This is a genomic window from Pseudomonas sp. Root569 (genome assembly GCF_001427465.1).
Classification (GTDB): domain Bacteria; phylum Pseudomonadota; class Gammaproteobacteria; order Pseudomonadales; family Pseudomonadaceae; genus Aquipseudomonas; species Aquipseudomonas synxantha.
The window spans coordinates 101,230-122,842 of sequence record NZ_LMGQ01000012.1; the positions used below are offsets into that span (position 1 = coordinate 101,230).

Genomic DNA, 21,613 nt, shown 5'->3' on the forward strand with positions numbered 1-21,613 from the left:
AGGTTACACATGAATCCTGATATTCCTCTTCAACTTCTGGGCGGCATCACGGCACGGGAATTCCTGCGCGACTACTGGCAGAAGAAACCCCTGCTGATCCGTCAGGCCATCCCTGACTTCGAAAGCCCGATCGACGCCGACGAACTGGCAGGCCTGGCTCTGGAAGAAGAAGTCGAATCGCGCCTGGTGATCGAACACGGCGAGCGCCCGTGGGAACTGCGTCGCGGCCCATTCGCCGAAGATGCCTTCAGCGCCCTGCCAGAGCGTGAGTGGACCCTGCTGGTGCAGGCGGTCGACCAGTTCGTGCCGGAAGTCGCCGAACTGCTGGAGCACTTCCGTTTCCTGCCAAGCTGGCGCATCGACGATGTGATGATCAGCTTCGCCGCGCCCGGCGGCAGCGTCGGCCCGCACTTCGACAACTATGACGTGTTCCTGCTGCAAGCCCAAGGCAAGCGCAACTGGAAGATCGGCCAGATGTGCAGCTCCGAAAGCCCGCTGCTGCAACACGCCGACCTGCGCATCCTCGCCGAATTCGAAGAAAGCGCCGAATGGGTGCTGGAACCAGGCGACATGCTCTACCTGCCACCGCGCCTGGCGCACTTCGGCATCGCCGAAGACGATTGCATGACCTACTCGGTGGGTTTCCGTGCCCCGAGCGCCGCCGAAGTGCTGACCCACTTCACCGACTTCCTCAGCCAGTACCTGACTGACGAAGAGCGCTACACCGACGCCGATGCCCAGCCGGTCAGCGACCCGCACCAGATCCAGGTCGACGCCCTCGATCGACTCAAGAGCCTTTTGGCCGAGCACATGAGCGACGAGCGCATGCTGCTGACCTGGTTCGGCCAGTTCATGACCGAACCGCGCTACCCCGAACTGGTAGCCGGCGAAGAGCTGGGCGAAGAAGACTTCATCAGCAGCCTGCAAGACGGCGCGATCCTGGTGCGCAACCCAAGCGCGCGCCTGGCCTGGTCCGAAGTGGACGACGACGTGCTGCTGTTCGCCAGCGGCCAGAGCCGTTACCTGCCGGGCAAACTGCGTGAACTGTTGAAGCTGGTGTGCTCGGCCGACGCACTGCACAGCGAAAACCTCAGCGTATGGCTGGCCGACGAAGACGGCCGCGACCTGCTGTGCGAACTGGTCAAGCAAGGCAGCCTGGGGTTCGCGGATGAATAAGATTCACGTAAGTGTCGCGGACTGGCGAAAGGATATCGACGAGATTCGGCGCATTCGTGAAGCGGTATTTATCGCCGAACAATCGGTTCCAGCCGAGCTCGAGTGGGATGCGGACGACGCTGGCGCCATGCATTTCCTCGCATTCGAAGGCGACTTTCCGATTGGTACCGCACGCCTGCTGCCCAGCGGCGAGATTGGTCGCGTGTCGGTGCTCAAGGACTGGCGCGGGCTGAAGGTAGGCGACAAGCTGATGGAAGCGGTGATTGGGGTGGCTGAACAGCGCGGCCAGACCCGGCAGTTCCTCAGTGCGCAGGTGTATGCGGCGCCGTTTTATGAACGACTGGGTTTCAAGATCGTCAGTGATGAGTTTCTTGAAGTCGGGATTCCGCATGTGGATATGGTGCGCGAGGGCTGACTCACGACCGCGTCGCCTATATCGGGAGCAAGCCCTATCAGCAACACCACAAAATGCCCTGCTTGCCGGGGCATTTTGCCGTCTACGATTCAACTTGCGCCCCGCCAGGCCGACAAACTGGCACTATCAAGCAAAATGACTCGCAGAGATAACGGACATGTCGCTACGCACCTTGCTCACCGCCCTACTCCTGACCGCCAGTGTTTCGGCCATGGCTGCCACCGAGGTCGTCAACCTGAGCAACCGCACCAGCGCCGACCTGCTGCCCGTGGCGCAGAACTTCATCGGCAAGGACGGCACCGTCAGCGCCTACGGCAACCAGCTTATCGTTAACGCCGACCCTGCGAAGATAGAGGGCTTGCGTACCCTGCTCTCCCAACTGGACACGCCGGCCAAGCGCCTGCTGATCACCGTCGACACCAACGAAACCAACCAGCAGAACAGCGGCGACAGCCAGACCCGCATCATCAGCTATGGCACCGTCAGCCGCGATGGCGGCATCCAGCAGATCCAGGCCAGCGAAGGCGTGCCTGCGCTGATTCAGGTCGGCCAGAGCGTACCGCTGACCACCACGCACCAGGATGGCTATGGCCGCCTGCAGAACCAGACCCAGTATCGCAACGTCACCCAGGGCTTTTACGTCACCGCCAGCGTCACCGGCGAGACCGTACACCTGGCTATCAGTACCAACCGTGACCGCATGAGCCACGAACGTCCCGATGTAGTGAATGTTCAGAGTACCGACACAACCGTCAGCGGGCGCCTGGGCGAATGGATCACCCTAGCAGGGATAAATCGCGAGACCCAGGCCGATAAATCCTCTACAACCCGCAGCTACTCTACTCAGGGCCGCGATGACCTGACTTTGCGGGTCAAGGTCGATACCCTGAACTGAAGCACCGAAAACTGACTGACGAGTCGTATAAGACTAAAGATGTAGTGCCTGAAAAAAAGCACTACAAAACATTTGACGATCCAAAAAAGCATGGGCATGATGGCCTCGCTCCCGCTAATCAGGGGCCCTGGTAAGGGCCTTCGGATCGCCGCTCCAAGCTACCCACTCGAGCCGATTCGTGTCTGTACCGCCCATAAGGCGTGTTTGACGAGGTTGCGACTGGAACGAAGTTGTCCCGAGGGACGGAAGCTAACCAGGTAACCCGGCTACGCACTGATGGATCGTACAAAGGCCCACGACGCCCGAAGACCGTTCGCAGTTCGCCTTTACCTGCTCAACTCCGCCTTGAGCCACTCGTTCATCCCGTCGCCTTCCCCGCCAAGCCCGGCTTGACCACCTGAGCTTCTGGTCAGCGAGCAGCCATCACCACGCATTCAATCCGTGGCTGGCAAATGGAATTCTCCACCTAGACCTATGCGACGAGGTTTTTCCCCATGGCACTGACACGCGAACAGCAAATTGCAGCCCTTGAAAAAGACTGGGCTGAAAACCCACGCTGGAAAGGCGTGACCCGCGCTTATTCCGCTGCTGACGTCGTCCGCCTGCGTGGCTCGGTCCAACCTGAGCACACCTTTGCAAAACTCGGCGCCGAGAAGCTGTGGAACCTGGTCACCCAAGGTGCCAAGCCGTCCTTCCGTCCCGACAAAGATTTCGTCAACTGCATGGGCGCCCTCACTGGCGGCCAGGCAGTACAACAGGTAAAAGCCGGTATCCAGGCGATCTACCTGTCCGGCTGGCAAGTGGCAGCGGACAACAACTCCGCTGAATCCATGTACCCCGACCAATCGCTGTACCCGGTGGACTCCGTACCGACCGTGGTCAAGCGCATCAATAACTCGTTCCGTCGTGCCGACCAGATCCAGTGGAAAGCCGGCAAGAACCCAGGCGATGAAGGCTACATCGACTACTTCGCCCCCATCGTGGCTGACGCCGAAGCCGGCTTCGGCGGCGTACTGAACGCTTACGAACTGATGAAGAGCATGATCGAGGCTGGCGCTGCCGGCGTGCACTTCGAAGACCAGCTTGCGTCAGTGAAGAAATGCGGCCACATGGGCGGCAAGGTACTGGTACCGACCCAGGAAGCCGTACAGAAGCTGACCGCTGCGCGTTTGGCCGCTGACGTTGCCGGTACACCGACCATCATCCTGGCCCGTACCGATGCCAACGCCGCTGACCTGCTGACTTCGGACTGCGACCCATACGACCAGCCGTTCGTGACTGGCGAGCGTACTCAGGAAGGCTTCTATAAAGTCCGCGCCGGCCTCGACCAGGCCATTGCCCGCGGCCTGGCCTACGCGCCGTACGCCGACCTGATCTGGTGCGAGACCGCCAAGCCGGACCTGGACGAAGCTCGTCGCTTCGCCGAAGCGATCAAGAAGGAATACCCGGACCAACTGCTGTCCTACAACTGCTCGCCTTCTTTCAACTGGAAGAAGAACCTGGACGACGCGACCATCGCCAAGTTCCAGCGTGAACTGTCGGCAATGGGCTACAAGCACCAGTTCATTACCCTGGCCGGCATTCACAACATGTGGCACAGCATGTTCAACCTGGCGCACGACTACGCCCGTAACGACATGACTGCCTACGTGAAGCTGCAAGAGCAGGAGTTCGCGGACGCCGCCAAAGGCTACACCTTCGTGGCGCACCAGCAGGAAGTGGGCACCGGTTACTTCGACGACATGACCACCGTGATCCAGGGCGGCACTTCGTCGGTTACCGCGCTGACCGGTTCGACCGAAGAAGATCAGTTCCACTGATCAACTGAGTACCCGGCCACCGCGGCCCCACGGAAGACCTAACCGCAGTGCCGCACAACAATCACGCCCCGACTGGTTCGGGGCGTTTTTTTGCCTGCACAAAACCTACCGATGCACTGCGGACCCAATGTGGGAGGGGGCTTGCTCCCGATAGCGGCGGATCAGCAACAGCTGGGTTGGCTGATACTCAGCTATCGGGAGCAAGCCCCCTCCCACAAGTAATTTTGCGCAAAACATTGATCCAGAGCGGTACTCGCGCACATCAAATCGGTTAAAAGAACCGTCGCGGCAACTAAACGGCACTCAACCAAGTAACGGCAACTTCCCCCGCCACATGAGAAACAATCGCTCAAACCCCACGCAAACAATATTCATTATCATTTAGCGCTTAAAAAATTCGTTACAGCTTAAACAAAACATAATTGATGAAAAGCTCGCTAATGCCCACACCACAAGGGCTACAGCCCCAAGAAGGTGCACTATGTGCTTATTCCACCGAATAATTTCACCCCAGGAATTTTACTTGCCCGGTGTTTAGCCATAAAATCACCGCGATTGATTGCAGTGCGACATATCGTCACTGCATCGTTACTTTTTCGAGCTCAGAGACCTTTGCTCTCTGTTAAGGATTTCCAGCATGACCGAAGCGACAGGACTCATGGCCCACAACTGGGGCTTTGCCATTTTCCTCCTCGGTGTTGTCGGCCTTTGCGCCTTCATGCTCGGCGTCTCCAGCCTCCTTGGGTCAAAAGCCTGGGGCCGCAGCAAAAACGAACCGTTCGAGTCCGGCATGCTACCTACAGGTGGCGCCCGCTTGCGGCTCTCAGCCAAATTCTATCTGGTCGCGATGCTGTTCGTGATCTTCGATATCGAAGCCCTCTTTCTCTTTGCCTGGTCTGTGTCCGTCCGCGAAAGCGGCTGGACCGGATTCGTCGAAGCTCTCGTTTTCATAGCAATTCTGTTGGCAGGTCTTGTCTACCTGTTCCGAGTGGGCGCCCTTGACTGGGCTCCGGAAGCTCGTCGCAAGCGGCAGGCGAAGCTGAAACAATGAGGCTTTGGCAATGCAATACAATCTCACCAGGATCGACCCGGATGCTCCTAACGAGCAGTACCCCATCGGCGAACGGGAAACCGTTTCCGACCCGTTAGAAGACCAAGTCCACAAGAACATCTACATGGGCAAGCTGGAAGACGTGCTGAGTGGCGCGGTCAACTGGGGGCGTAAAAACTCCCTGTGGCCGTACAACTTCGGCCTTTCGTGCTGCTACGTGGAAATGACCACCGCCTTCACGGCGCCCCACGACATCGCGCGTTTTGGCGCCGAAGTGATCCGGGCATCACCGCGCCAGGCGGATTTCATGGTTATCGCCGGTACCTGCTTTATCAAGATGGCGCCGATCATCCAGCGTCTCTATGAGCAAATGCTCGAGCCGAAATGGGTAATCTCCATGGGTTCGTGCGCCAACTCCGGTGGCATGTACGACATCTACTCCGTCGTTCAAGGGGTGGACAAGTTCCTACCCGTGGACGTCTACGTGCCTGGCTGCCCGCCCCGCCCCGAAGCATTCCTTCAAGGCTTGATGCTGTTGCAGGAATCGATTGGCAAGGAGCGTCGCCCGCTGTCCTGGGTCGTCGGCGATCAAGGCGTGTACCGCGCCGAGATGCCGTCCCAAAAAGAACAGCGCCGCGAACAGCGAATCGCAGTCACTAACCTGCGCAGCCCCGACGAAGTCTGATCCAGACCCGCTTCTTTTATAGAACGAAAACCTGGCTTCATTCTTTACGTTGACCGAAAGCGATAAAAAACCATGACTACAGGCAGTGCTCTGTACATCCCGCCTTATAAGGCAGACGACCAGGACGTGGTTGTCGAACTCAATAACCGTTTTGGCCCTGACGCCTTCACCGCCCAGGCCACACGCACCGGCATGCCGGTGCTGTGGGTGGCGCGTGCCAGGCTTGTCGAAGTCCTGACCTTCCTGCGCAACCTGCCCAAGCCGTACGTCATGCTCTATGACCTGCATGGCGTGGACGAGCGTCTGCGCACCAAGCGCCAGGGGCTGCCGAGCGGCGCCGATTTCACCGTGTTCTACCACTTGATGTCGCTGGAACGTAACAGTGACGTGATGATCAAGGTCGCCCTGAGCGAAAACGATCTCAGCGTTCCAACCGTGACCGGTATCTGGCCCAACGCCAGCTGGTACGAGCGCGAAGTCTGGGACATGTTCGGCATCGACTTCCCCGGCCACCCGCACCTGACGCGCATCATGATGCCGCCGACCTGGGAAGGTCACCCGCTGCGCAAGGACTACCCTGCCCGCGCAACCGAATTCGACCCGTTCAGCCTGACCCTGGCCAAGCAGCAGCTTGAAGAAGAGGCTGCGCGCTTCCGTCCGGAAGACTGGGGCATGAAGCGTTCCGGCACCAACGAGGACTACATGTTCCTCAACCTGGGCCCGAACCACCCTTCGGCCCACGGTGCGTTCCGTATCATCCTGCAACTGGACGGCGAAGAAATCGTCGACTGCGTGCCGGACATCGGCTACCACCACCGTGGTGCCGAGAAGATGGCCGAGCGTCAGTCGTGGCACAGCTTCATCCCCTACACCGATCGTATCGACTACCTCGGCGGCGTGATGAACAACCTGCCGTACGTGCTCTCGGTGGAGAAGCTGGCCGGTATCAAGGTGCCGGACCGCGTCGATACCATCCGCATCATGATGGCCGAGTTCTTCCGCATTACCAGCCACCTGCTGTTCCTGGGTACCTATATCCAGGACGTCGGCGCCATGACCCCGGTGTTCTTCACCTTCACCGACCGTCAACGCGCCTATAAGGTTATCGAAGCCATCACCGGTTTCCGCCTGCACCCGGCCTGGTACCGCATCGGCGGCGTGGCCCACGACCTGCCCAACGGCTGGGAGCGCCTGGTCAAGGAATTCATCGACTGGATGCCCAAGCGTCTGGACGAGTACCAGAAAGCCGCGCTGGACAACAGCATCCTCAAGGGCCGCACCATCGGCGTTGCGCAGTACAACACCAAGGAAGCCCTGGAATGGGGCGTCACTGGTGCCGGCCTGCGTTCCACCGGTTGCGACTTCGACCTGCGTAAAGCCCGCCCGTACTCCGGCTACGAGAACTTCGAGTTCGAAGTACCGTTGGCGGCCAATGGTGATGCCTACGACCGTTGCATCGTGCGTGTCGAAGAAATGCGCCAGAGCCTGAAGATCATCGAGCAGTGCATGCGCAACATGCCGGCAGGTCCGTACAAGGCGGATCACCCGCTGACCACGCCGCCGCCCAAAGAGCGCACGCTGCAACACATCGAAACCCTGATCACGCACTTCCTGCAGGTTTCGTGGGGCCCGGTCATGCCGGCCAACGAATCCTTCCAGATGATCGAAGCGACCAAGGGTATCAACAGTTATTACCTGACGAGCGATGGCGGCACCATGAGCTACCGCACCCGGATTCGTACCCCAAGTTTTGCCCACTTGCAGCAGATCCCTTCGGTGATCAAAGGCGAGATGGTCGCGGACTTGATTGCGTACCTGGGTAGTATCGATTTCGTTATGGCCGACGTGGACCGCTAAGCATGAACAGCACGCTTATCCAGACAGACCGTTTCACCTTGAGTGAAACCGAGCGCTCGGCCATCGAGCACGAGCTGCATCACTATGAAGACCCGCGCGCGGCGTCGATCGAAGCCTTGAAGATCGTCCAGAAGGAACGTGGCTGGGTGCCCGACGGCGCTCTCTACGCCATTGGCGAGATCCTCGGCATCCCGGCCAGCGATGTTGAAGGGGTGGCGACGTTCTACAGCCAGATCTTCCGTCAGCCAGTCGGCCGTCACATCATTCGCGTGTGCGACAGCATGGTCTGCTACATCGGCGGCCATGAGTCCGTGGTCAGCGAAATCCAGGCCAAGCTCGGCATCGGCCTCGGCCAGACCACCGCCGACGGCCGCTTCACGCTGCTGCCGGTGTGCTGCCTGGGCAACTGCGACAAGGCGCCGGCGTTGATGATCGACGACGACACATTCGGTGACGTACAGCCTGCTGGCGTGACCCAATTGCTCGAGGGCTACCCATGACCCTGACCTCTTTCGGCCCGGCCAACCTGATCAAGCGTTCGGCCGAGACCCACCCGCTGACCTGGCGCCTGCGTGACGATGGCGAGCCGGTATGGCTCGACGAATACCAGGCCAAGAACGGTTACGCCGCTGCGCGCAAAGCCTTCGCCGACATGGCCCAGGACGATATCGTCCAGACCGTCAAAGACGCCGGCCTCAAGGGCCGCGGCGGCGCAGGCTTCCCCACGGGTGTGAAGTGGGGTCTGATGCCCAAGGACGAATCCATCAATATCCGCTACCTGCTGTGCAACGCGGATGAGATGGAGCCCAACACCTGGAAAGACCGCATGCTGATGGAGCAACTGCCCCATCTGCTGATCGAAGGCATGCTGATCAGCGCCCGTGCGCTCAAGACCTACCGTGGCTACATCTTCCTGCGTGGCGAGTACACCACCGCCGCCAAGCACCTCAACCGTGCAGTGGCAGAAGCCAAGGCTGCGGGCCTGCTGGGCAAGAACATCCTCGGTTCCGGCTTCGACTTCGAACTGTTCGTGCACACCGGCGCCGGGCGTTATATCTGTGGTGAAGAAACCGCACTGATCAACTCCCTCGAAGGTCGCCGCGCCAATCCGCGCTCCAAGCCGCCCTTCCCTGCCGCCGTCGGCGTGTGGGGCAAGCCGACCTGCGTGAACAACGTCGAGACCCTGTGCAACGTGCCGGCGATCATCGCCGACGGCGTGGACTGGTACAAATCCCTGGCCCGTGAAGGCAGTGAAGACATGGGCACCAAGCTCATGGGTTTCTCCGGCAAGGTCAAGAACCCTGGCCTGTGGGAGCTGCCGTTCGGCGTGACCGCCCGCGAGCTGTTTGAGGACTACGCCGGCGGCATGCGCGACGGCTACACCTTGAAAGCCTGGCAGCCAGGCGGTGCCGGTACCGGTTTCCTGTTGCCCGAACACCTGGACGCCCAGATGTATGCCGGCGGCATCGGCAAGGTCGGCACCCGCATGGGCACCGGCCTGGCGATGGCGGTGGACAACACAGTGAACATGGTGTCGCTGCTGCGCAACATGGAGCAGTTCTTTGCCCGTGAATCGTGCGGCTTCTGCACCCCATGCCGTGACGGCCTGCCGTGGAGCGTCAAGCTGCTGATGGCCCTGGAAAATGGCGAAGGTCGCGAGGGTGATATCGAAACCCTGCTGGGCCTGGTCGGCTTCCTCGGCCCAGGTAAGACCTTCTGTGCTCACGCACCGGGCGCCGTAGAGCCATTGGGCAGCGCAATCAAATACTTCCGCTCGGAGTTCGAAGCCGGTATCGCGCCCACCAGCGCCGCCGTCCCGCCTCTGGCGAAGCCGATCGTAGTCGGCGCGTAACGCTTAAACAGGCGAAGGGTTCGTGCCCTTCGCCTGCTCATGTGCTGACGCCGTAAAGGCTGTGTAGATGCACATGAATAACAAGATTCCATTAGCCACGCCCGCTGACAACGGGCCAACGAAGAACTTTGAACCATGGCCACTATCCACGTAGACGGCAAAGCGCTCGAAGTCGATGGGGCGGACAACCTGTTACAGGCGTGTCTGTCACTCGGCCTTGATATCCCGTATTTCTGCTGGCACCCCGCGCTCGGTAGCGTCGGTGCCTGTCGCCAGTGCGCGGTCAAGCAATACACCGACGAGAACGACACCCGTGGTCGTATCGTCATGTCCTGTATGACCCCAGCCACCGACAACACCTGGATCTCCATCGACGATGAAGAATCCAAGGCGTTCCGCGCCAGCGTTGTCGAATGGCTGATGACCAACCACCCCCACGACTGCCCGGTCTGTGAGGAAGGCGGTCACTGCCACCTGCAAGACATGACGGTGATGACCGGCCACAACGAGCGCCGCTATCGCTTCACCAAGCGTACCCACCAGAACCAGGACCTCGGCCCGTTCATTTCCCACGAGATGAACCGCTGCATCGCCTGCTACCGCTGCGTGCGCTTCTATAAAGACTACGCCGGCGGCACCGACCTTGGTGTATTCGGCGCCCACGACAACGTGTACTTCGGTCGCGTTGAAGACGGCGTGCTCGAGAGCGAATTCTCCGGCAACCTCACCGAGGTCTGCCCGACCGGTGTGTTTACCGACAAGACCCACTCCGAGCGCTACAACCGTAAGTGGGACATGCAGTTCGCACCGAGCATCTGCCATGGCTGCTCCAGCGGGTGCAACATCTCCCCGGGCGAGCGCTACGGTGAATTGCGTCGCATCGAAAACCGCTTCAACGGTTCGGTCAACCAGTACTTCCTGTGCGACCGTGGCCGTTTCGGCTATGGCTACGTCAACCGCGAAGACCGCCCACGCCAGCCACTGCTGGCCGATGGCGCCAAGCTGAGCCTGGACGCGGCGCTGGATAAAGCCGCCGACCTGCTGCGCGGGCGCAACATCGTCGGTATCGGTTCGCCGCGTGCCAGCCTCGAAAGCAACTTCGCCTTGCGCGAGCTGGTCGGCGCCGAGCACTTCTATTGCGGTATCGAAGCTGGTGAGCTGGAGCGTATCCGCCTGGTCCTGCAAGTGCTGAATGACAGCCCGCTGCCAGTGCCGAACATGCGCGACATCGAAGACCACGATGCCATCTTTGTGCTCGGTGAAGACCTGACCCAGACCGCTGCCCGCATCGCCCTGTCGCTGCGCCAGTCGGTCAAGGGCAAGGCCGAAGAGATGGCCGATGCCATGCGCGTGCAACCGTGGCTCGACGCCGCGGTGAAAAACATCGGCCAGCACGCGCTGAACCCGCTGTTTATCGCCTCCCTGGCTGAAACCAAGCTCGACGACATCGCCGAAGAATGCGTCCATGCCGCACCGGACGACCTGGCCCGGATCGGTTTCGCCGTGGCCCACGCCCTCGACGCCAGCGCGCCTGCCGTCGATGGCCTGGACACCGAAGCGGTCGAACTGGCCCAGCGCATCGCCGACGCACTGCTGGCGGCCAAGCGCCCATTGATCATCGCCGGCACCTCCCTGGGTTCCAAGGCGCTGATCGAAGCGGCTGCCAACATCGCCAAAGCCCTGAAGCTGCGCGATAAGAACGGCTCCATCAGCCTGGTGGTGCCGGAAGCCAACAGCCTCGGCCTGGCCATGCTCGGTGGCGAGTCCCTGGACGCCGCCCTGCAAGCGGTGACCGACGGCAGCGCCGACGCCATCGTGGTGCTGGAAAACGACCTGTACACCCGCACCGCTGCCGCCAAGGTTGACGCTGCACTCAACGCCGCCAAGGTGCTGATCGTCGCCGACCACCAGAAGACCGCTACCAGCGAGCGTGCCGACCTGGTGCTGCCAGCCGCCACCTTCGCCGAAGGCGACGGTACCCTGGTCAGCCAGGAAGGCCGCGCCCAGCGCTTCTTCCAGGTGTTCGATCCGAAGTACATGGATGCCAGCATCCTGGTGCACGAAGGCTGGCGCTGGCTGCATGCCCTGCGCGCCACCCTGCTGAACCAGCCGATTGACTGGACCCAGCTCGACCACGTCACCGCAGCCACCGCTGCGAGCGCGCCGCAGTTGGCCCGCATCGTCGACGCTGCACCGTCCGCCGCGTTCCGTATCAAGGGCTTGAAACTGGCCCGTGAACCGCTGCGCTACTCCGGGCGTACCGCCATGCGTGCTGATATCAGCGTGCACGAACCGCGTACCCCGCAAGACATCGACACCGCGTTCGCCTTCTCCATGGAAGGTTATTCGGGGTCGGCCGAGCCGCGTCAGCAGGTGCCGTTTGCCTGGTCGCCGGGCTGGAACTCGCCGCAGGCCTGGAACAAGTTCCAGGACGAAGTCGGTGGTCACATCCGTGCTGGCGACCCGGGTACTCGCCTGATCGAAAGCACCGGTGACTCGCTGAACTGGTTCGCTGCGGTACCGCGTCCGTTCAACCCGGCCCCGGGCACCTGGCAGGTCGTGCCGTTCTTCCACCTGTTCGGCAGCGAAGAGACCTCTTCCAAGGCCGCGCCGGTGCAGGAACGTATCCCTGCGGCCTACGTGTCGCTGGCCAAGTCCGAAGCCGACCGCCTGGGCGTCAACGACGGTGCCCTGCTCAGCCTTAACGTGGCCGGCCAGACCCTGCGCCTGCCGCTGCGTATCAACGAGGAGTTGGGCGCTGGCCTGGTTGCACTGCCTAAAGGCCTTGCCGGCATTCCGCCCGCTATCTTTGGCCAAACCGTTGACGGTCTGCAGGAGGCAGCGCAATGACCTGGTTCACGCCGGAAGTAATTGACGTGATCATTTCGGTGGTCAAGGCCATCGTGATCCTGTTGGCCGTGGTCGTGGCGGGCGCCCTGCTCAGCTTCGTCGAGCGTCGCCTGCTGGGCTGGTGGCAGGACCGCTACGGTCCGAACCGCGTTGGCCCGTTCGGCATGTTCCAGATCGCCGCCGACATGCTGAAAATGTTCTTCAAGGAAGACTGGACCCCGCCGTTCGCCGACAAGGTGATCTTCACCCTGGCACCGGTGGTGGCCATGAGCGCCTTGCTGGTCGCCTTCGCGATCATCCCGATCACCCCGACCTGGGGCGTGGCGGACCTGAACATCGGCCTGCTGTTCTTCTTCGCCATGGCCGGTCTGTCGGTGTATGCGGTGCTGTTCGCCGGTTGGGCCAGTAACAACAAGTTCGCCCTGCTGGGCAGCTTGCGTGCCTCGGCCCAGACCGTGTCCTACGAAGTGTTCATGGGCCTGGCGCTGATGGGCATCGTGGTGCAGGTTGGCTCGTTCAACATGCGCGATATCGTCGAGTACCAGGCACAGAACCTGTGGTTCATCATTCCGCAGTTCTTTGGCTTCTGTACCTTCTTCATCGCTGGCGTGGCCGTGACTCACCGTCACCCGTTCGACCAGCCGGAAGCGGAACAGGAACTGGCCGACGGTTACCACATTGAATATGCCGGTATGAAATGGGGCATGTTCTTCGTTGGCGAATACATCGGCATCATCTTGATCTCGGCCCTGCTGGTCACGCTGTTCTTTGGCGGCTGGCACGGTCCGTTCGGCATCTTGCCGCAGTTGGCCTTCTTCTGGTTCTTCTTGAAGACCGCGTTCTTCATCATGCTGTTCATCCTGCTGCGCGCCTCGATTCCGCGCCCGCGCTATGACCAGGTGATGGATTTCAGCTGGAGATTCTGCCTGCCGCTGACCCTGATCAATTTGCTGGTGACGGCTGCCGTCGTGTTGTTGAACACGCCAGCTGCCGCGGTTCAGTGAGGATTTGACCCATGTTCAAATATATTGGCGACATCGTTAAGGGTACCGGTACCCAGTTGCGAAGCCTGGTGATGGTGTTCGGTCACGGCTTTCGCAAACGCGACACCCTGCAATACCCCGAAGAAGCGGTGTACCTGCCGCCGCGCTATCGCGGCCGCATCGTACTGACCCGCGACCCCGACGGCGAAGAGCGTTGCGTAGCCTGCAACCTGTGCGCCGTGGCGTGCCCGGTGGGTTGCATCTCCCTGCAGAAAGCTGAAACCGAAGACGGTCGCTGGTACCCGGACTTCTTCCGTATCAACTTCTCGCGCTGCATTTTCTGCGGCCTCTGCGAGGAAGCTTGCCCGACCACCGCGATCCAGCTCACACCGGATTTCGAGATGGCCGAGTTCAAACGTCAGGACCTGGTGTACGAGAAAGAAGATCTTTTGATCTCTGGTCCCGGTAAAAACCCTGATTACAACTTCTATCGTGTTGCAGGTATGGCCGTTGCCGGTAAGCCGAAGGGCGCCGCACAAAACGAAGCCGAGCCGATCAACGTGAAGAGCTTGCTGCCTTAAGGAAGAAAGATGGAATTCGCTTTCTATTTCGCATCGGGTATTGCAGTGGTGTCCACGCTTCGCGTGATCACCAACACCAACCCCGTGCACGCCCTGCTCTACCTGATCATTTCGCTGATCGCCGTGGCCATGACCTTCTTCAGCCTCGGCGCACCGTTCGCCGGTGTACTGGAAGTGATCGCCTACGCCGGCGCCATCATGGTGCTGTTCGTGTTTGTGGTGATGATGCTCAACCTCGGGCCGGCTTCGGTCGCCCAGGAGCGCGTCTGGCTCAAGCCCGGCATCTGGCTCGGCCCGGTTGTCCTCGCAGCGCTGCTGCTGGGTGAACTGCTGTATGTGCTGTTCGCTCACCAGAGCGGCCAGGCCATCGGCCACACCACCGTGGACGCGAAAGCCGTGGGCATCAGCCTGTTCGGCCCGTACCTGCTGGTGGTCGAACTGGCTTCGATGCTGCTGCTCGCCGCAGCCATCACCGCCTTCCACTTGGGCCGCAACGAAGCCAAGGAGCAATGACGATGCCTGCTATCCCTTTGGAGCATGGTCTGGCGGTCGCCGGCATCCTGTTCTGCCTTGGCCTGGTCGGCCTGATGGTGCGCCGTAACATTCTGTTCGTGTTGATGAGCCTGGAAATCATGATGAACGCCGCGGCACTGGCGTTCATCGTTGCCGGTGCACGTTGGGGCCAGCCGGATGGACAAGTGATGTTCATCCTGGTGATCAGCCTGGCAGCCGCCGAGGCCAGTATCGGCCTGGCGATCCTGCTGCAACTGTATCGTCGCTTCCACACGCTTGATATCGACGCTGCCAGTGAGATGCGCGGATGAACATGATCTTTCTGACTTTCGTATTCCCCCTGATCGGTTTCCTGCTGCTGTCGTTCTCTCGCGGGCGCTGGTCGGAAAACCTCTCGGCCCTGATCGGCGTGGGCTCCATTGGCCTGTCGGCCATCGTGGCTGCCTACGTCATCTGGCAATTCAACGTTGCACCGCCCGAAGGCGGTCACTACACCCTGGTACTGTGGCAGTGGATGTCGGTGGAGGGCTTCAAGCCCAACTTCGCCCTCTACGTCGACGGACTGTCGATCACCATGCTCGGCGTGGTGGTGGGTGTAGGCTTCCTGATCCACCTGTTCGCGTCCTGGTACATGCGCGGTGAAGCCGGTTACTCGCGCTTCTTCTCGTACACCAACCTGTTTATCGCCAGCATGCTGTTCCTGGTGCTGGGCGATAACCTGTTGTTCCTGTACTTCGGCTGGGAAGGCGTGGGCCTGTGCTCGTACCTGCTGATCGGTTTCTACTACAGCAACCGCAACAACGGTAACGCGGCACTCAAGGCCTTTATCGTCACCCGCATCGGCGACGTGTTCATGGCCATCGGCCTGTTCATCCTGTTCCAACAGGTGGGCACGCTGAACATCCAGGAACTGCTGGTGCTGGCACCGCAGAAATTCCAGGTCGGCGACTTCTGGATCACCCTGGCGACCCTGATGCTGCTGGGCGGCGCCGTGGGTAAATCCGCGCAACTGCCGCTGCAAACCTGGCTCGCGGATGCGATGGCCGGCCCGACCCCGGTTTCGGCACTGATCCACGCCGCAACCATGGTGACCGCCGGTGTCTACCTGATCGCCCGTACCCACGGCCTGTTCACCCTGGCGCCGGATATCCTGCATCTTGTCGGCATCGTCGGCGGGGTGACCCTGGTACTGGCCGGCTTCGCCGCGCTGGTGCAGACCGACATCAAGCGTATCCTCGCCTACTCGACCATGAGCCAGATCGGCTACATGTTCCTGGCCCTGGGCGTTGGTGCCTGGGACGCGGCGATCTTCCACCTGATGACCCACGCGTTCTTCAAGGCCCTGCTGTTCCTTGCCTCCGGTGCGGTGATCGTGGCCTGCCACCACGAGCAGAACATCTTCAAGATGGGCGGCCTGTGGAAGAAACTGCCACTGGCCTACGCCAGCTTCATCGTCGGTGGTGCAGCCCTGGCCGCCCTGCCGCTGGTGACCGCCGGTTTCTACTCCAAGGATGAAATCCTCTGGGAAGCCTTTGCCAGCGGTAACCAGAACCTGCTGTACGCAGGCCTGGTGGGTGCATTCATGACCTCGCTGTACACCTTCCGCCTGATCTTCATCACCTTCCACGGTGAAGCCAAGACCGAAGCGCACGCAGGCCACGGCATCTCCCACTGGCTGCCACTGTCGGTGCTGATCATCCTGTCGACCTTCATCGGCGCCATGATCACTCCACCACTGGCCGGTGTATTGCCAGAAAGCGTCGGCCATGCCGGCGGCGCAGACAAGCACAGCCTGGAAATCGCCTCGGGCGCCATCGCCATCGCTGGTATCCTGCTGGCCGCCCTGCTGTTCCTCGGCAAGCGTCGCTTCGTGACCGCCGTGGCCAACAGTGGCATCGGGCGCTTCCTGTCGGCCTGGTGGTTCGCTGCCTGGGGCTTCGATTGGATCTACGACAAACTGTTCGTCAAGCCATACCTCGCCATCAGCCATGTACTGCGCAAAGACCCGCTCGACCAGACCATCGGTTTGATCCCGCGCGCCGCCAAGGCTGGTCACACAGCCCTGAGCCGCAGCGAGACTGGCCAACTGCGTTGGTATGCAGCATCCATGGCGGCGGGTGCCGTGCTGGTGATCGGCGCCATCGTCGTGGTAGCGGTCTGACTATGTTTAAGTGCACTGCGTACTTTGCGAACTTGCGAAAGGAAACGAGCCCGTCATGATTCTGCCCTGGCTAATCCTGATCCCCTTTATCGGCGGCCTGCTCTGCTGGATGGGTGAACGCTTCGGCGCCACCCTGCCCCGCTGGATTGCGTTGCTGACCATGTCCCTGGAACTCGCACTCGGCCTCTGGCTGTGGGCCCATGGCGACTATTCATTTGCTCCGGCACCGGGTGTCGATCCGACCTTCGCGCTTGAATTCAAGCACGTGTGGATCCAGCGCTTCGGCATCAACGTGCACCTGGCTCTCGACGGCTTGTCGCTGTTGATGATCCTGCTGACCGGCCTGCTGGGTATCCTCTCGGTACTCTGCTCCTGGAAAGAGATCCAGCGTCACGTGGGCTTCTTCCACCTGAACCTGATGTGGATCCTGGGCGGCGTTGTCGGCGTGTTCCTGGCGCTGGACCTGTTCATGTTCTTCTTCTTCTGGGAAATGATGCTGGTGCCGATGTATTTCCTCATCGCGCTCTGGGGTCACAGTTCTTCGGACGGCAAGAAAACCCGGATCTACGCGGCGACCAAGTTCTTCATCTTCACCCAGGCTTCCGGCCTGATCATGTTGGTGGCGATCCTGGGCCTGGTCCTGGTCAACTTCAACAGCACCGGCGTGATTACGTTCAACTACGCCGACCTGTTGAAAACCAAGATGTCGCTGACCACCGAGTACATCCTGATGCTCGGCTTCTTCATCGCCTTCGCGGTGAAGCTGCCGGTGGTGCCGTTCCACTCCTGGTTGCCTGACGCCCACGCCCAGGCGCCGACTGCCGGTTCCGTGGACCTGGCTGGTATCCTGCTGAAGACGGCGGCCTACGGCCTGTTGCGTTTCGCCCTGCCGCTGTTCCCGAATGCCTCGGCCGAGTTTGCGCCGATCGCCATGACCCTGGGTCTGATCGGGATCTTCTACGGTGCGTTCCTGGCCTTCGCGCAAACCGACATCAAGCGCCTGATTGCCTTCTCGTCCGTTTCCCACATGGGTTTCGTACTGATCGGCATCTACTCCGGCAGCCAGCTGGCGCTGCAAGGCGCGGTGATCCAGATGTTGGCCCACGGTGTTTCGGCGGCTGCCCTGTTTATCCTCAGTGGTCAGCTGTACGAACGCCTGCACACCCGTGACATGCGTGAGATGGGTGGCGTGTGGTCGCGCATCGCATACCTGCCGGCGATCAGCCTGTTCTTCGCCGCGGCGTCCCTGGGCTTGCCGGGTACCGGTAACTTCATCGGCGAGTTCCTGATCCTGATGGGGGCCTTCGTGCAGACGCCATGGATCAGCGCCATCGCCACGTCCGGCCTGGTGTTCGGTTCGGTCTACTCGCTGATCATGATCCACCGCGCGTACTTCGGCCCGGCCAAGTCAGACACCGTTTTGCACGGTATGGATGCCCGCGAACTGATCATGGTGCTCGGCCTTGCGGTATTGCTGATCTTCATTGGCGTGTACCCGCAACCGTTCCTGGACACTTCTGCCGCAACGATGCATGGCGTGCAGCAGTGGTTCGGCACCGCCTTCTCCCAACTCGCTTCGGCCCGGTAAGAGCGCTATGGAATTCACGATCCAACACTTTATCGCGCTTGCGCCGCTGTTGATCACCAGCCTCACCATTGTGGTGGTGATGCTGGCGATCGCCTGGCGCCGCAATCACTCGCAAACGTTCCTGCTGTCCTGTGCCGGTTTGAACCTGGCCCTGCTGTCGATCATCCCGGCCCTCAAGGTCGCGCCATTGGCGGTCACGCCTTTGATGATGGTCGATGACTTCGCGCTGCTGTACATCGCCCTGATCCTGGTGGCGACCCTGGCGTGCGTGACCCTCGCCCACGCCTACCTCGGCGAAGGCGGCACCGGTTACCCAGGTAACAAGGAAGAGTTGTACCTGCTGATCCTGCTGGCTGCGGCCGGCGGTATCGTGCTGGTCAGCGCGCAGCACCTGGCCGGCCTGTTCATCGGCCTGGAACTGCTGTCGATCCCGACCTACGGCCTGGTGGCCTACGCCTTCTTCAACAAGCGCTCCCTGGAAGCCGGCATCAAGTACATGGTGCTGTCGGCTGCTGGTTCCGCGTTCCTGTTGTTCGGCATGGCCCTGCTCTACGCCGAAGCCGGCAGCCTGAGCTTCACGGGTATCGGCCAGGCCCTGGCCGCCACCAACAGCCCGGCGCCGATTGCCCAGCTGGGCCTGGCGATGATGCTGATCGGCCTGGCGTTCAAGCTGTCGCTGGTACCCTTCCACCTGTGGACCCCGGACGTGTACGAAGGCGCCCCGGCGCCGGTGGCCGCGTTCCTGGCGACTGCGTCGAAGGTGGCGGTGTTTGCGGTGATGGTGCGTCTGTTCCAGATCTCGCCTGCCGCCAACACCGGCGTGCTGAGCAACGTGCTGACCGTGATCGCCATTGCGTCGATCCTGTTCGGTAACCTGCTGGCGCTGACCCAGAACAACCTCAAGCGTCTGCTGGGTTACTCGTCCATCGCCCACTTCGGCTACCTGCTGATCGCCCTGGTGGCGAGCAAGGGCCTGGCCGTGGAAGCCATTGGCGTGTACCTGGTCACCTACGTGATCACCAGCCTTGGCGCCTTCGGTGTGATCACGCTGATGTCCTCGCCTTACAAAGGCCGTGACGCCGACGCCCTGTACGAATACCGCGGCCTGTTCTGGCGCCGTCCGTACCTGACTGCCGTGCTGACCGTAATGATGCTGTCCCTGGCCGGTATCCCGCTGACTGCGGGCTTTATCGGCAAGTTCTACATTGTCGCCACGGGTGTCGAAGCCCACGAGTGGTGGTTGGTAGCATCGCTGGTGCTGGGCAGCGCCATCGGCGTGTTCTACTACCTGCGCGTGATGGTCACCCTCTACCTGATCGAGCCCAACCTGCGCCGTGTGGATGCCGAGTTGCATTGGGAACAGAAGGCAGGCGGCGTGATGCTGCTGGCCATCGCCCTGCTCGCGTTCTTCCTGGGCGTGTACCCACAACCGTTGCTCACCTTGGTGCAGCATGCGGTGCTGGGGGTTTGATCGCTTAGGTTGATGCAGTCAACAGAACGGCGCCTTTGGGCGCCGTTTTGCGTTTCCCAGGATCTGCTTTTCCCCTCCCCTGCTCGCTGAATTTTCCTCCTCGATCTGCCTCTTCATCCGGCATCTACCCGATGAAGCCGGCCGTATGGTGTTTGCGTTTTAAGAAAGTTCCCACAGCGCGGTCACTTGACCTAACGCGGGCGGGCCACCAAACTCTACGCAGGCTACGTACAGAACATGGATGCTCTATTTATCGAACTGCCGGCATTCGAGCGGCATCGCAAGGACTATCTGAGTGAGGAGCTTTTCCAGGGTTTTCAACAGGAGTTAATGAAAAACCCCGAAGCAGGAGATGTGATCGAAGGAACGGGCGGGCTGAGAAAGGTTCGCTTCGTTGATGAGCGGCGAAACAAAGGCAAGCGTGGTGGCCTGCGAGTCATTTACTACTGGTGGTCAGACGGCACGCAATTCTGGTTATTCACCTTGTACGGCAAGCACGAACAGAGCGACCTGACACCCCACCACAAGAAAGCTCTTAAACACATGCTGGACAGGGAAATCAAAGCGAGAACACATCATGAAACGTGACATCTTTTCCGAACTGGTCGAAGGCTTCGACGCCCTGGCCGATGAGCGCCAGGGTAAAATCACCCTGCGCAACCACAAGGTCCACCTCAACAAGCTGGCGCCGCTCACCGCTGATGAGGTGATCGCCGTGCGCCAGCAACTCAACCTTTCCCGGTCGGTATTCGCCATGTACCTGCGTACCAACACCCGCACCCTGGAGAACTGGGAACAAGGCCGGGCCAAGCCCAACGCCCAGGCCGTCACCCTGATCCGTCTGGTAGCGCGTTTTCCTGAAACCGTGGCGCAACTTGCCGCATTGGGCTGACCTGCGAAAGCCAAAAAAAACGCCCCGATTATCGAGGCGTTTTTTGCAGTACAACAGCGTCAGAATGCAATACCGACCTTGAAGCCGTATTCGTCACGCTTGAGCTTGGTGTTGTCGGCCACATAGGAGTCATCGTCGAGCTTGTACTCGGTGCGGGTGTAGTACAGGCCCGCCATCACTGGCAGGTCGCCCTTCTGGTTCATCAGCAGGCTGACTTCGGCATAGGGGTTGGTGCGGTCCTTGAGGTCCACGCTGTCGCTGCCAACGCCGTCTACCTTGAGTTTGGCACGGCCATCGATGGTGTGACGGGCGCCGGCTTCAACGCGCAGGGTCATGTCATCGAACTGGTGGTTGTAGCCCAGCGCAGCCTTGGCAAACGGCGACTTGTTGGTCAGTTTCATGTCGTAGCCATTGGTGTCCGGCTCATAGCGGGTCCAGGTGTAGCCACCGCCCACGATCACGTCGACAAAGTTGCGCGCATCCAGCGCGGCACGCCAGCCGAGGTCGAGGTCGGCCTGGCCTTCCTTGAGCTTGTTATCGCTCTTTTCGCCGTACTTGGCTTCGATACCGGCCTGGTAGATAAAACCGGACTCGGCAGTGAGCTTGTTGCCGAAGTTATAGAACAGGCCGGCTTCAGGCATGTGGTCTTTGTCGCTTTGGCTACCGCCTTCGAGTTTGAAGTCGTTGTAGCTGCCGAGGATCCCGAAGGTGGAAATCGGGTCGGTGGAAGGTGCAGCGAACACCACGCCAGGCGCAGCCACCAGGGCCAGCAACGAGGTGTTCTTGAGGAATTTTCCGAATAGTTTGGACATCGTTTTACATC

Annotated in this window: 20 protein-coding genes; 19 read left to right on the top strand and 1 reads right to left on the bottom strand. The window is 60.7% G+C overall.

Annotated elements, in window-relative coordinates; genetic code table 11:
- Positions 1 to 9: 9 nt before the first annotated feature.
- The 19 genes from ASD70_RS12160 (at position 10) to ASD70_RS12250 (ending at position 20,790) form a co-directional block, all read left to right on the top strand.
- Entirely contained in the window at positions 10 to 1,176 is a 1,167-nt protein-coding gene (locus ASD70_RS12160; protein WP_056846556.1) for a ribosomal protein uL16 3-hydroxylase, read from the top strand.
- Positions 1,169 to 1,591 carry a GNAT family N-acetyltransferase gene (locus ASD70_RS12165; protein ID WP_046068639.1) on the top strand — a complete coding sequence of 141 codons (423 nt, stop codon included), beginning with the start codon at positions 1,169 to 1,171 and terminating at the stop codon, positions 1,589 to 1,591. The genes ASD70_RS12160 and ASD70_RS12165 overlap by 8 nt, the downstream gene beginning before the upstream one ends.
- A 157-nt stretch (positions 1,592 to 1,748) precedes the next feature.
- Positions 1,749 to 2,486, top strand: a complete 738-nt coding sequence (locus ASD70_RS12170) for a secretin N-terminal domain-containing protein (protein ID WP_056846557.1) — start codon at positions 1,749 to 1,751, stop codon at positions 2,484 to 2,486.
- Positions 2,487 to 2,980: 494 nt separating this feature from the next.
- The gene (gene aceA, locus ASD70_RS12175) at positions 2,981 to 4,306 is read left to right on the top strand and encodes an isocitrate lyase (protein WP_043046591.1); all 1,326 of its coding nucleotides are present in this window, start codon (positions 2,981 to 2,983) and stop codon (positions 4,304 to 4,306) included.
- 637 nt (positions 4,307 to 4,943) lie between these two features.
- The gene (locus ASD70_RS12180; RefSeq protein WP_003219575.1) at positions 4,944 to 5,357 is read left to right on the top strand and encodes an NADH-quinone oxidoreductase subunit A; all 414 of its coding nucleotides are present in this window, start codon (positions 4,944 to 4,946) and stop codon (positions 5,355 to 5,357) included.
- Positions 5,358 to 5,367: 10 nt separating this feature from the next.
- On the top strand, positions 5,368 to 6,042 hold the full coding sequence (locus tag ASD70_RS12185) for a NuoB/complex I 20 kDa subunit family protein (protein ID WP_003174719.1): 675 nt from the start codon (positions 5,368 to 5,370) through the stop codon (positions 6,040 to 6,042).
- A gap of 72 nt (positions 6,043 to 6,114) precedes the next feature.
- Positions 6,115 to 7,899, top strand: coding sequence for an NADH-quinone oxidoreductase subunit C/D (gene nuoC / locus ASD70_RS12190; RefSeq protein WP_046068641.1), 1,785 nt, complete (start codon positions 6,115 to 6,117; stop codon positions 7,897 to 7,899).
- A 2-nt stretch (positions 7,900 to 7,901) separates the two neighbouring features.
- A complete protein-coding gene (gene nuoE, locus ASD70_RS12195; protein ID WP_003232080.1) occupies positions 7,902 to 8,399 on the top strand; it encodes an NADH-quinone oxidoreductase subunit NuoE in 498 nt (165 codons plus the stop codon).
- On the top strand, positions 8,396 to 9,751 hold the full coding sequence (gene nuoF, locus ASD70_RS12200) for an NADH-quinone oxidoreductase subunit NuoF (protein WP_005789119.1): 1,356 nt from the start codon (positions 8,396 to 8,398) through the stop codon (positions 9,749 to 9,751). The genes nuoE and nuoF overlap by 4 nt, the downstream gene beginning before the upstream one ends.
- 135 nt (positions 9,752 to 9,886) lie before the next feature.
- The gene (gene nuoG / locus ASD70_RS12205) at positions 9,887 to 12,601 is read left to right on the top strand and encodes an NADH-quinone oxidoreductase subunit NuoG (protein WP_056846558.1); all 2,715 of its coding nucleotides are present in this window, start codon (positions 9,887 to 9,889) and stop codon (positions 12,599 to 12,601) included.
- Positions 12,598 to 13,605 (top strand): NADH-quinone oxidoreductase subunit NuoH, encoded by a 1,008-nt coding sequence (gene nuoH, locus ASD70_RS12210; RefSeq protein WP_043046584.1) that lies wholly within the window; start codon positions 12,598 to 12,600, stop codon positions 13,603 to 13,605. The genes nuoG and nuoH overlap by 4 nt, the downstream gene beginning before the upstream one ends.
- An 11-nt stretch (positions 13,606 to 13,616) precedes the next feature.
- A complete protein-coding gene (gene nuoI / locus ASD70_RS12215; protein WP_003174725.1) occupies positions 13,617 to 14,165 on the top strand; it encodes an NADH-quinone oxidoreductase subunit NuoI in 549 nt (182 codons plus the stop codon).
- A gap of 9 nt (positions 14,166 to 14,174) precedes the next feature.
- Positions 14,175 to 14,678: an NADH-quinone oxidoreductase subunit J gene (nuoJ, locus tag ASD70_RS12220; protein WP_003174726.1), complete on the top strand. Its 504-nt coding sequence runs from the start codon at positions 14,175 to 14,177 to the stop codon at positions 14,676 to 14,678.
- A gap of 2 nt (positions 14,679 to 14,680) precedes the next feature.
- Positions 14,681 to 14,989: an NADH-quinone oxidoreductase subunit NuoK gene (gene nuoK, locus ASD70_RS12225; protein ID WP_003174727.1), complete on the top strand. Its 309-nt coding sequence runs from the start codon at positions 14,681 to 14,683 to the stop codon at positions 14,987 to 14,989.
- Positions 14,986 to 16,839, top strand: a complete 1,854-nt coding sequence (gene nuoL / locus ASD70_RS12230) for an NADH-quinone oxidoreductase subunit L (protein ID WP_056846559.1) — start codon at positions 14,986 to 14,988, stop codon at positions 16,837 to 16,839. Before nuoK ends, nuoL begins: the two co-directional genes overlap by 4 nt.
- Positions 16,840 to 16,894: 55 nt before the next feature.
- On the top strand, positions 16,895 to 18,427 hold the full coding sequence (gene nuoM / locus ASD70_RS12235; protein ID WP_034120261.1) for an NADH-quinone oxidoreductase subunit M: 1,533 nt from the start codon (positions 16,895 to 16,897) through the stop codon (positions 18,425 to 18,427).
- Positions 18,428 to 18,434: 7 nt separating this feature from the next.
- Complete coding sequence (nuoN, locus tag ASD70_RS12240) at positions 18,435 to 19,898, top strand: NADH-quinone oxidoreductase subunit NuoN (RefSeq protein WP_043046579.1); 1,464 nt, start codon at positions 18,435 to 18,437, stop codon at positions 19,896 to 19,898.
- Between the two features lie 237 nt (positions 19,899 to 20,135).
- Positions 20,136 to 20,486 carry a hypothetical protein gene (locus tag ASD70_RS12245; protein WP_056846560.1) on the top strand — a complete coding sequence of 117 codons (351 nt, stop codon included), beginning with the start codon at positions 20,136 to 20,138 and terminating at the stop codon, positions 20,484 to 20,486.
- Positions 20,476 to 20,790, top strand: coding sequence for a helix-turn-helix domain-containing protein (locus tag ASD70_RS12250; protein ID WP_014718915.1), 315 nt, complete (start codon positions 20,476 to 20,478; stop codon positions 20,788 to 20,790). The genes ASD70_RS12245 and ASD70_RS12250 overlap by 11 nt, the downstream gene beginning before the upstream one ends.
- 59 nt (positions 20,791 to 20,849) lie before the next feature.
- Here the strand turns inward: ASD70_RS12250 and ASD70_RS12255 are convergent, their stop codons facing one another.
- Positions 20,850 to 21,602, bottom strand: coding sequence for an outer membrane beta-barrel protein (locus ASD70_RS12255; protein WP_046068645.1), 753 nt, complete (start codon positions 21,600 to 21,602; stop codon positions 20,850 to 20,852).
- Between the last annotated feature and the right edge of the window lie 11 nt (positions 21,603 to 21,613).